9 protein-coding genes and 1 CRISPR repeat array are annotated in these 11,078 nt (G+C 55.0%); of the genes, 8 read left to right on the top strand and 1 reads right to left on the bottom strand.

Annotation, left to right across the window (positions count from 1 at the left end):
• Nucleotides 1-964, bottom strand: a 964-nt coding sequence (locus tag HMPREF2698_RS13605; protein ID WP_246819437.1) for a GIY-YIG nuclease family protein, incomplete at its 3' end; no start/stop codon positions are given.
• A 75-nt stretch (nt 965-1,039) separates the two neighbouring features.
• On the opposite strand from HMPREF2698_RS13605, the gene HMPREF2698_RS04785 reads away from it, so the two are divergent.
• The 8 genes from HMPREF2698_RS04785 to cas2e all read left to right on the top strand — a co-directional run bounded on the left by HMPREF2698_RS04785 (nt 1,040) and on the right by cas2e (nt 10,258).
• Nucleotides 1,040-3,850 (top strand): CRISPR-associated helicase/endonuclease Cas3, encoded by a 2,811-nt coding sequence (locus tag HMPREF2698_RS04785; protein WP_070562529.1) that lies wholly within the window; start codon nt 1,040-1,042, stop codon nt 3,848-3,850.
• Nucleotides 3,851-3,950: 100 nt separating this feature from the next.
• Nucleotides 3,951-5,696, top strand: coding sequence for a type I-E CRISPR-associated protein Cse1/CasA (casA, locus tag HMPREF2698_RS04780; RefSeq protein WP_070562526.1), 1,746 nt, complete (start codon nt 3,951-3,953; stop codon nt 5,694-5,696).
• Nucleotides 5,689-6,357 (top strand): type I-E CRISPR-associated protein Cse2/CasB, encoded by a 669-nt coding sequence (casB, locus tag HMPREF2698_RS04775; RefSeq protein WP_070562523.1) that lies wholly within the window; start codon nt 5,689-5,691, stop codon nt 6,355-6,357. Before casA ends, casB begins: the two co-directional genes overlap by 8 nt.
• 33 nt (nt 6,358-6,390) lie before the next feature.
• A complete protein-coding gene (gene cas7e, locus HMPREF2698_RS04770) occupies nt 6,391-7,545 on the top strand; it encodes a type I-E CRISPR-associated protein Cas7/Cse4/CasC (RefSeq protein ID WP_070562520.1) in 1,155 nt (384 codons plus the stop codon).
• Nucleotides 7,546-7,561: 16 nt separating this feature from the next.
• Nucleotides 7,562-8,278, top strand: a complete 717-nt coding sequence (gene cas5e, locus HMPREF2698_RS04765; RefSeq protein WP_070562517.1) for a type I-E CRISPR-associated protein Cas5/CasD — start codon at nt 7,562-7,564, stop codon at nt 8,276-8,278.
• Nucleotides 8,275-8,967: a type I-E CRISPR-associated protein Cas6/Cse3/CasE gene (gene cas6e / locus HMPREF2698_RS04760; RefSeq protein WP_070562514.1), complete on the top strand. Its 693-nt coding sequence runs from the start codon at nt 8,275-8,277 to the stop codon at nt 8,965-8,967. Before cas5e ends, cas6e begins: the two co-directional genes overlap by 4 nt.
• Nucleotides 8,967-9,905, top strand: coding sequence for a type I-E CRISPR-associated endonuclease Cas1e (cas1e, locus tag HMPREF2698_RS04755; RefSeq protein ID WP_070562512.1), 939 nt, complete (start codon nt 8,967-8,969; stop codon nt 9,903-9,905). Before cas6e ends, cas1e begins: the two co-directional genes overlap by 1 nt.
• Complete coding sequence (gene cas2e, locus HMPREF2698_RS12915) at nt 9,902-10,258, top strand: type I-E CRISPR-associated endoribonuclease Cas2e (RefSeq protein ID WP_083303791.1); 357 nt, start codon at nt 9,902-9,904, stop codon at nt 10,256-10,258. Before cas1e ends, cas2e begins: the two co-directional genes overlap by 4 nt.
• Nucleotides 10,259-10,349: 91 nt before the next feature.
• Nucleotides 10,350-11,048: direct repeats of the CRISPR family, unit length 28 nt; unit sequence GTGCTCCCCGCGTGAGCGGGGATGAGCC.
• Nucleotides 11,049-11,078 lie beyond the last annotated feature (30 nt).

Here is an 11,078-nt window from a genome sequence, read left to right as displayed (position 1 = left end):
TCACGACACTGCTACCAAATAGCCGGTCGCAACACCAATCGACGTTTTCACTGGGAAGCAAATTGAAAAATCCAGTGCCTAGAGCAAAACTGTCGCGGAATTCTGGTTCTAGTTCTGGAATGTAATCGAGAATGCTGTTTCGTGGAAACACTAAAAATTCGAGTATCCCAGTGTTGAGAGTGGCGTAGCGGCCACCTGCGGTCGAGGGATAATCAGACAGAGTCCAGTAAGTTTTCTCTGTTTCTGGCGCGACAGGGATGATGTGCTCGAGGGCAAAGGCGATGTCCTTGATGACTGCTTGCGCAACTTCAGGAGGTGCGTTCTTTTCCAGTTTTGTTGGTCCCGATACTTCGGCAGCTCGGACAAAAGCAGCGCGGTCAGATGGTGAGGGCTCCCAGTCCCCAAGTACCCAATGCTTTTGCTCAGTGACGGTAACCACGGAATCGAAAGGACTGGGGCCTTCGGAGGCTAATACACCGCTGCGATTCCTGAGTAACACTCCCGCATCGAGCTGGTGCTGGATCATTTGTTTTTCAAGGATGTCCAGCTCCAAAGGTGGTGCGGGCGCAAATGATAGCGCTACGACATCGCCCCAGGATTCATGATGCTTGGATCCATGGGTGTGGTTTCTGAACCGTTTGACGACGTCAATGGTTTGGCCCACATACTTGGTGCCGTCGTCGAACTCGATGACGTAGATTCCGCACCGCTCATTGGCGGGGAAGATAGGACCGATGGGTGTGTTTGAGTCAAGCTCCAAGCGCTTGAAGTTGAGGGGAGAAACCATGGTGTCAACGTAGACGATGCGTTGGCTTAGCGTCTGGGGATTGGGCGTTCCAGATAAAGGAAAGCCCCGCTGACGCGGGGAAGTGATGGCGTTAAACATCAGCAAGGGCTCATCCCAGCAGTGCAGGGAAGTGAAGCAGCCCGTCATGAAGCCTACATCGCGAGTTTTAAAGAACAATTTTTCCTAAACTCAGAACTTGCTCATGTTAAAAAGCTATGATCATTGTGAATAGCTTCTTCATAAGGGGTGAACATGACAAAGACTGCTGGACCGGGGCCAATCTACAGTTCAATTCCGGCCCGGACTCGTGACTTCTGCCTTAGGGCTGATGGCTGGGCGCGCGAGCGTAGTCCGCAAGCTCAGAGTTTGTGGGCGAAGTCCGGTAATGACACGGATTTCTTGACGCTACCGCAGCACATGGTGGACTCGGCATGCGCTGCGTCTTTTGTGTTTCACTCTTGGTTGGCAACTTCCGTGAAGCAATTTCTTTCAAATGAGCTAGGGCTCGATGAGTTTGGGGTCGAGGCTCTGTATGTTTGGCTTGCTGGGGTACACGATGTAGGAAAAGCATCACGCTCGTTCCAGCGTCTACTTCTGGAGAGCGATAAAGCGTATCTCGTGCATGCCGTCTCAGATGCGGGTTTAGATATTGATCTGAGCGTTGATGAGGCTAACTTTGACAAGCTTCCGCATGGCGTTGTGTCAGGAGAGGTTCTATCTCAGTGGCTATGTACACGAGGTGTTCGCCTCCCAAAAGCTAACGCATTGGCGGCAGTGGCTAACGCTCACCACGGCATTGCGAATAAACCCTCGAGGCAGGTGCGTGAACTCATTGAGGATTACCCCGATCAATGGAAGCGCGTGCACAAAGAATTACTCGACGCGATGACGGATCTCTGTGGTGCTGACTCGGTGATTGAGAAGGTTTGTCGTGGAGACAAGCTGCATCAAGGCGTGGCGGAAATTCTCACTGGGCTCGTGGTGATGGCGGACTGGATGGCTTCAAATGAGAACGCGTTTACGCTGCACGTGAGTGGAACGCAGCTTGAGCGGGTCGAGGCAGCTGCCGCAACTATCGACGTAACGACGCCCTGGGAACCTGAAAGAGGGGACTGGCGGGATATTGACGCTCACTTTCGGCGCTCGTTTGACTGGCCGGAGGAGTACTGCGCTCGGCCGGTGCAGCGTGCAGTCGTCGAGGCAGCGCAACAGCTGGAAGGGCCAGCACTTGTTGTCATTGAGGCCGAAACTGGAGTTGGAAAGACTGAAGCAGCCCTTGCAGCCGCGGAAATCCTGGGGGCTAGCAGTGCAGCGCAAGGAGTTTTCTTCGCGGCACCGACCATGGCAACGGCTAATGGGTTGTTGGAGCGCACTATCGAATGGGCCTCGAACACAAGCGTTGACTCGGTGAGGAGCATGTACCTTGCGCACTCCAAGAACGATCTTTCGGAGCCGTACCGACAGCTGAGATTCTCACAAATCGGTAAAGACTCCGGCGAAGGCGGCGGAGTTATTGCGTCACAATGGATGTCTGGACGCCGATTGGGGCTGCTCTCCAATTTTGTGGTAGGCACCGTGGACCAAGTTTTGATGATGGCGCTTCAGCAGCGCTTCCACATGCTGCGGCACGTGGGTCTGGCGGGAAAGGTCATCATCTTTGACGAGGTACATTCTTTCGACGTCTACACCAGTGACTACCTCCAAAGAACAATTGAGTGGCTTGGTTATTACGGTGCCAGCGTCATTCTCATGTCAGCGACGCTTCCGCCAGATAAGCGACGTTCACTGGTACAGGCATACTCCAGCGTACCCTGGCCTGATGAAGAACCTACTGGGTATCCACTGCTTACGCTTGCAACTAGGGATTCCGTGGAGTTTCATTCGGTGCCGCCAACGCCAACGAACTTGGAAGCGCGCATTGAGTACCTGGACGATGACGTGAAGAAGCTCGTAAGCTTCGCGGATTATTACCTCGATGAAGGCGGCTGCGCACTCATCATCTGCAACACGATTGCCCGCGCACAAGAGGCATATCGCGTTTTAGAAGGCGTTTACGGCGACGAAGTACAGCTACACCATGCAGGCTTCGTTGCGTGGGAGCGCGTAGCGAAGGAAGATGGCCTTCGCGAGGAACTCGGACCTGATTCTCACCGGGGAAGTGGGCGTCCGCAGCGCAAGATTGTGGTCGCAACCCAAGTGGCGGAGCAAAGCCTCGATATTGATGCTGATGTTCTTGTCACGGATATCGCACCGATGGATCTCATTATCCAGCGCATCGGACGTTTGCATCGCCATGCGCGTCCAGCCACTGATCGACCGGAGAAGCTACAACAGCCACGGGTGATGATTCGAGGACTCCTTAAGCACGAACCCGTCCCTGAGTTTGATTCGGGAGCGGAGTTTATCTACGGCCAAACCCTGCTCCTATCGACGTATGCGATGCTTCCAGAACTCTTTCGACGCCCCGACGATATTGAAGGACTTGTCCGAGCAGCATATGACAAGAACTTTATGCCGCCGGAGGAGTGGGAAGAGGCGTGGGAGAACGCAAAAAATGACAGCGATTCGACCGAAGATAGAGCTCATACCCGATCATCGACGCATCAGCTGCCGCGCCCGTGGCCCCGCGTCAAATACCACGATCTTTTCCAACAACTCATTAGCGATGACGCAGCATCGGGAGATGAACGCGGAGCTACTCAAGTCCGAGATGCTGAACCTTCGGTGGAAGTCATTCCAATTAGGAGCACTGAATACGGCTATCAGCCGTGGGGCTTTGAGGAAGAAGTACTTGATGGCACCGAGCTGTCCTACAACGTTGCGTTCCATTTGGCTTCGAGCACGGTCCGTCTACCGACTCGTTTGACGAGGTGGGAATCTGATTTTGAGGCGGTCGTCAGCACTTTGGAAGAAGCTACGCCGGCACAATGGCGTTCGCATTTCCTTCTAAGGGGACAACTGGCATTGCTGCTCGACGATTCTGACACCGCACAGCTTGGGCGGTTTACCGTGACTTATTCCTCCGAGCTGGGTATCGAAATTCTTAGCGATGGAGGAGAGTGAATGTCCGTCGCCCTTTGTACTCTGAGGGCACCTCCTCTCAGAGGCTCCTCTACGAGAATCAACAACCCACAACAAGACAAAGAAAGGAGGCGAAAGAAGAATGACTGACACCTCAACGTTTAACCTTCTCGATGAGCCATGGATCAAGTGCATGGATGGTACCAACCAGCCTGTAACCCTGAGCATCCGCGATATCTTTTCTGGCCGCGGTGACGCTTACAAAGTCGTTGGTGACTCACCAACTCAGGACTACGCGGTGCTTCGTGTGCTGCTGGCCATTTTTTGGCGGGCGCATGCTCTAGATCTTGTGGAAAGTTACGCGGGCAATAATTGGGAAGACTTTGATTGGCCGGAATGGTTCGATGATCTGCGTGATCAGCTTGTGAACGAGAAGCGTGATGACGCGGTCCTTGACTACCTTGATGGCCTTGAAGATCGGTTCGATCTTCTTTCACCGATTGCTCCCTTCATGCAAGTCGCGGACTTGCATACGAAGTCAGGAGCCACAAAACCTGTAGCCTTCATTGTTCCGGAAGCTGCTGATGACTTCTTCACCATGCGTACAGCGGAAGGACGAGAATCTCTCGCTCTCGATGAGGCCGCTAGATGGCTGATCCATGCGCAGGCATTCGATTACTCGGGAATCAAGTCGGGTGCGGAAGGAGATCCCCGCGTTAAAGGCGGACGAGGCTACCCCATCGGAACTGGTTGGACCGGACGCACTGGCGGCACGATTGTCCTAGGCGAAGGTGGGATTCTTGAGACTCTGATTCTCAATACCCCGCCGTCAGCGGTCTTGGATTCCCAAGAGGGAGGAGCTGTGAGCGCGGATATCCCCGTCTGGGAACGTGAACCCGACACCGCAGCGCAGCGACCGGGATCAAGCGATGACATAGGCGCCGTCCCACACGGTGCGGTCGATCTTGCGACCTGGCAGGCACGGCGTATTCGCCTCTTCTTTGAAGGCGACCGCGCGGTTCAAGTATTGGTCTCGAACGGCGACCGTATTCCAGATGCAGGAAAGAACGTCATGGGCGATCCCATGACCCCTTACCGCTACAGTCCGAATCAATCGAAGAAGGGGACACCTGCATATTATGCTCGCCCCTATGACCCGACTCGGACAATGTGGCGAGCACTCGATGCACTGATCGCATTGGAGGATGACCCCGGATTCGATAGTGGCAAGAACAAAGCTCCGAAGCGACCGAGAAATCTCTCCAACCTGGCGGCTCTCGAAGCGGATGGGTACTTGAACAAGAGCCTTCTCGATCTCGCATTGGTGTCGATGGAGTACGGCCCGCAGGAGTCGTCCGTGGCCTCGACGTTTATCGCCACGATAGGTTTGCCACTCGTCGTACTGCGTGCCGATGAAACTGGACGCAAGGTGCGCAATGCCGTACGTACCTCCGCTGAGAAAACTGGCAAAGCTGCAATCAGCCTCGGCTGGTTTGCCGGTCAGTTGCTCGTCGCCGCTGGCGGTGACTATGAATTCGGAAGCAGTACTGCTGACCGTTTCTATGCTCGTCTTGAACCGCTCTTCCTGACATGGATGGCAGGGTTGAGCTCTGACAACGCTGAGGAATGGCAGATTGATTGGCAAAAGCAGGTCCGCGAACAGGTGCTTCGTGATGCCCGCGAACTTCTTCGTGGTGCTGGAACAAAGGCCATCGTGGGCAGAGAAGTCGACGCCGGAGACAGCGGCAAGGGACGAATAGTTTCAGCCGGCTCGCTCTACCGACAACTGCATCGAAGGCTCGATAAAGACCTACCGTTGACGGCTTCTCTCACCATCCCAGACACAGGTGCCTTTGGAAACTCACACGAGGATGACTCCGATGACTAACACTTCAACTAGCACTGATTACCCGAGCACGTCGTCAAGGCCAACCTTGCGCCAAGCAGTTGCTCGGACTGCGAACGACCTTCAGTTTGCTATCTTGCGCTCGCCAAACCATTCGCAAAGCGCACAGGCACGTGCAACGCTTGCGAGACTTCGCAAGTATGCTTCCGTGCCCCTCAACGACCAACCTCTAGCTCTAGAGGAAGTCCTGCTGAGCCTTCATTCGCCTCTTAGCGAGAAGGAACTCGGCAGAGGAAACGCTCCTTCAGCGTCGGAGTCTGCAGCATTTCATGCCCTCGTCATGTTTGGCATTCACATGCAAAGTGCGACGACTGACGCCCACGTTGAAGGTCAAAGCTTTGCCCATGCATGTGGCCGCTTCTTTGCACAGAGCGAATCGCAGTCCACAAAGCCCCGCTTCGATGCCATGCTCGTTTCACGCGATGAAGCATCTCGATTGATCCATATCCGCTCGCTCATCACGCTGCTTCGCGGCGCAAAGATTGGCTTTGACTATGGGCAATTTGCACAAGACCTCAGAATTCTCAGCGCTCGGACCTCCACCCAAGCTGATCAGAATCGCCGCCAAGGGGTTCTTTTGAGATGGGGGCGTGACTTTGCCGCTGGTGCTTTTGTCAAGAGCACGAAAGCTACTGAATCCTAAACAACAATCTTGAACTGAAAGGAAAAGTTCACCATGTCCCTTGTTATTGATATCCACGCACTACAAACCCTGCCGCCGTCTCTGATCAACCGAGACGATACGGGTGCTCCCAAGTCCGCAATTTTTGGTGGGGTCCCGCGCCAGCGCGTGTCCTCACAATCCTGGAAGCGCGCAATTCGAAACTACTTTGAAAAGAACGTCGATCCTGAGTTCGTGGGGGACCGCTCAAAGCGCCTGCCAGAGAAGATCGCGAAACTCGTTGAGAACCACGATGGCTGGGATTCTAAGCGCGCTATCAAACAGGTTTCTGATCTTTTCAAGGCCGCAGGTATTTCGACCGAAGTCGATAGCAAGCGGATCAAGGAACTAGAAAAGTCCGACGCCGAGGACAAAGAGGAGCTCATTAAGGAAGCTAGCTATCCGCGAACTAAGTACCTCATCTTCTTGAGCCCGCAGCAGATTGATCGCGCAGTCCGAGCGATCGTCGATGCTGACGGAGAGAAGATCAAAAAGGCTGAGGCTAAAGAGATCCTCGATACGCAGCATTCTGTCGATATGGCGATGTTTGGTCGCATGATTGCTGATGACGCTGCCTTCAATGTTGATGCCGCAGTGCAGGTTGCTCATGCATTGGGTATCCACAGCAGCGCTCCAGAATTCGACTATTTCACTGCGGTCGATGATCTCGCAGAAGATGGTGAAGAGACGGGTGCTGGGATGATCGGCACGGTACAAATGATGTCTTCTACCCTGTACCGGTTCGCCACTGTGAACGTAGCTGGCCTTACAAAGAATCTCGACTCCGAAGAGAACGCAAAGCAGGCTGCGGTTCAGTTTGTCGACGCGTTCATCAAATCCATGCCCACCGGCAAGATCAATTCTTTTGCCAACCACACGCTGCCTGAGCTGGTCTATGTCACAGTGCGCGATACCCGTCCGGTCAGCCTTGTGACGGCGTTTGAAGAACCTGTCCAAGCCACCGACGACAAGAACTTGCGCTTAGCAGGTGCCGAAGCTCTGGCAAAGGAAGAAAGGGAGTTTGAGGAGAACTACGGTCTGAAGCCATTGGCTGCATTCGCGGTTGGTGTAAGCGTAGCGCGAGCACCGTTCGCTGACATCGCTGAGACCGTAACTTTGCCCGAACTAGCGGACCGTCTTGCCGCAGCGTTGAATTCCTCCCAATCCTAGTGAAGGGAGTCACCTCATGACATCGAGCTTATTACTGTTGCTCAAGGCCCCCTTGCAGTCTTGGGGCAATGATTCGCGCTATGCGACGCGAACAACCTCGCAGATACCATCGAAATCCGGAGTGCTCGGTATGCTTGCCGCTGCGGAAGGTCGCCGTCGTACCGACGGCATTGAGGACCTCGCCCGTCTGACATTCGCTGTGCGGGTTGACCAGTCCGGTAGCCTGCTGCGTGATTACCAGACCGCACAGAATTGGCAGCGGAATCCAAGTGCATCTGCAAAGTTAGTAACGCGCTATTTCCTCTCTGATGCTGCCTTTGTTGCCGCCATCGAGGCAGAGGACCGCGGTTTACTTGAAGGTTTGGCTGAGGCGCTGAACAAACCTGCATTCCCCATTTTCTTGGGACGACGTTCATGTCCGGCACCGCCAAATTTGGTGCAGGGAATCGACGACAAACCCGCGGTTGAGTCGCTTCAAGCGCACTCTACGTGGCATGCCACAAAGGAGTACATGAAGACCTGTGGAGAGAAGGTAGCCCTGCCGATTTATCGCGATGCAAAGCCAGGTGAACTCGGGGAGTCATTGCAAGACGTGCCCGTGTCGTTCGATCCGAGGCACCGAAAGTACTCCTGGCGCACGGTTGTTCAACGTGAACGCGCCATGGTTGATAATCCCTTGGACGCATCGCAGCTGCGGCCGGACCCATTCATGGAAGCGGTGATGAACGCGTGACCACGCTAACTAAGATCCTGATCAACCCTCAGTTGCGTCAAGGGCGGAAGCTCCTTACGAATCCACATGCCATGCATGCGGCAGTTAGTGCAGCTTTTCCGCCGGACATCGATACCGATGAAGCACGGTTGTTATGGCGGATTGATCGAAATAGTCACGAAAACGCTCTTTACATTGTTGGCCCCGAGAAACCGACGGCGTCTGGAATCGTAGAGCAGGCTGGCTATGACACACGGCCCGCCCAGTCCCTTGATTACACTCGCCTTCTGGGGTCCTTGCAGAAGGGGCAGCACTGGAGGTTTGAGCTGCTTGCAAACCCAACCTATTCTCAGTCCAACAACGGAAAACGTGGCAAAGTTAAAGCCCACGTTTCAGTGGAGCATCAGCTTGAGTGGCTCTATTCTCGGGCGGAAAAGGCTGGTTTTGCGTTGGCTCCGCGTGCCAATGACACGGTGCCTGCGGAAGAACGAGCACGTTGGTCGGTAGAAGATGAAACAGCCATCGTGGAGAGGCGGACCCTTGATTTCCGCAAAGGTGGGAACCGACGCCACATCCGCATTGTAACGGCCCGCTATCGTGGCACCCTGGAGGTCACAGATTCTGCGCTCCTCCGCTCCACTCTTACTCACGGTATAGGGCGTGCTCGTGGTTATGGTTGTGGTCTGATGACGTTGGCGGCAGTTTCTTAATGGCTACGCCACATGAGGCCCCTATCGCACGCCAGGCTTTGGCGCGCGTAGGGGACCGGATCAGTTTTCTTTACGCCGAACGCTGTGTAGTGAATCGTGATGGCAATTCGCTCACGATAATGGACCAACGGGGCATTGCTCATCTTCCAGCTACCCAAATCGCAGCTCTTCTATTGGGGCCGGGGACAAAGATTACCTATGCTGCGATGGCCCTGCTTGGCGACGCCGGCGTAAGCACCGTCTGGGTAGGAGAGCGCGGTGTGCGGTACTACGCACACGGCCGTCCGCCAGCAAAATCAAGCCGCATGGCAGAAATCCAAGCGGAGGTAGTCACTCACCAACGCAAGAGATTGAATTGTGCACGCCGCATGTATGCCATGCGCTTTCCAGGTGAGGATGTGTCGGGTTTGACCATGGCACAACTACGCGGCCGAGAAGGCGCGAGGATGAAGAAGGTCTATGAAGCGGAATCGAAACGAACCGGAGTCTATTGGAATCGGCGCTCCTATGATCCAAATGATTTTGAATCCTCTGACTCGATTAATCAGGCACTGACTGCTGCAAGTGCAGCACTTTACGGAGTAGCTCACGCTGTCATCACTGCTTTAGGATTCGTTCCCGCTTTAGGCGTTGTTCACACGGGAACTGACCGCGCCTTTGTTTATGACATAGCTGATTTGTACAAGGCAGAGATTTCAATTCCCGCTGCTTTTGATACTGTCGCGGCTGCCAAAGGAAAGCCAACCGTAGAAGTTCGCCGTCACATTCGTGACTACGTTGTTTCACATAGACTCATGCCGCGCATGGTCAAAGACCTTAAGTCGCTGTTCGATATCCCTGATGATGAGCTTGTTAGTGATGTCGAACTCATGCTGTGGAGTGAACTCGAAGTCATTGCTTCAGGAGTGAATTGGGCCGAAGAGGAGACACTTTCGTGATCGTTCTTGTCATAACTGCATGCCCCGCTGGGCTTCGGGGTGACTTATCAAAATGGCTGATTGAACTAACGCCGGGTGTCTTTGTCGGCCGCCCTTCCGCACGAATTCGTGACTTGTTGTGGGAGCGAACCGTTGAACTGTGTAAGGACGGTAGAGCATTACTGGTCTATTCGGCAGCAAACGAACAGGGTTTAGAATTCCGGACTCACCGGCATCATTGGCAACCACAAGACTTTGATGGTGTCACGCTCATGGTTCGTCCTGCTCCTGGAAGCAAGAAAGTTCAAAACAGGACTGGTTGGTCACAAGCCCGACGGATTCGTTCGGCATACCAGAAACAGAAACGAAAATAGCTGAGGAACTCTAGACAGGTTCTGTGTCTCTTCCGAGAAGAAGCCGTATGTAAACTGAGGGTTCGGCTCCTTTATACGCTGCTCAGCAAGTGTGCTCCCCGCGTGAGCGGGGATGAGCCCTCTCATCCATACGGCCTGCCACTGCATCCAAAGTGCTCCCCGCGTGAGCGGGGATGAGCCCGCCATCGCTCAAACGAATATCGCGGTCGATGCGTGCTCCCCGCGTGAGCGGGGATGAGCCCTGGTGGCTATCTACCTGTGTGGTGCGGAGCGCGTGCTCCCCGCGTGAGCGGGGATGAGCCGGGATGTGCCATAACCCAAACGGAGAAAGACGAGTGCTCCCCGCGTGAGCGGGGATGAGCCCAACAGCGAAACCAGGCCGCGACGGGGCAGCTCGTGCTCCCCGCGTGAGCGGGGATGAGCCCCAGGTCGTGTTCTGGCCACCGTGCTGGGAGAGGTGCTCCCCGCGTGAGCGGGGATGAGCCGTTTTCATGTTTGAAACTGGGCGAGGTGGGCTAGTGCTCCCCGCGTGAGCGGGGATGAGCCCATCAGCCTCAAAAGGGAGCTAAGCCAATGACCGTGCTCCCCGCGTGAGCGGGGATGAGCCGACCTGCGGCTGCGGGCGAAGGGTGAGGACCCGGTGCTCCCCGCGTGAGCGGGGATGAGCCCGCCCGCGACTTCCAGCGATACAGCGGAATACTGTGCTCCCCGCGTGAGCGGGGATGAGCCGGGGTACAGCCCCCGCCGTATAGCCGAATCCCTGTGCTCCCCGCGTGAGCGGGGATGAGCCCGGAACCCCCCCGCTGGAATGTTCACAGGG

This window comes from Corynebacterium sp. HMSC072A02 (assembly GCF_001810085.1).
GTDB classification, from domain to species: domain Bacteria; phylum Actinomycetota; class Actinomycetes; order Mycobacteriales; family Mycobacteriaceae; genus Corynebacterium; species Corynebacterium hesseae.
Note: the sequence above shows the minus strand (reverse complement) of the source record. Positions and strands in the feature narration are given on the sequence as shown.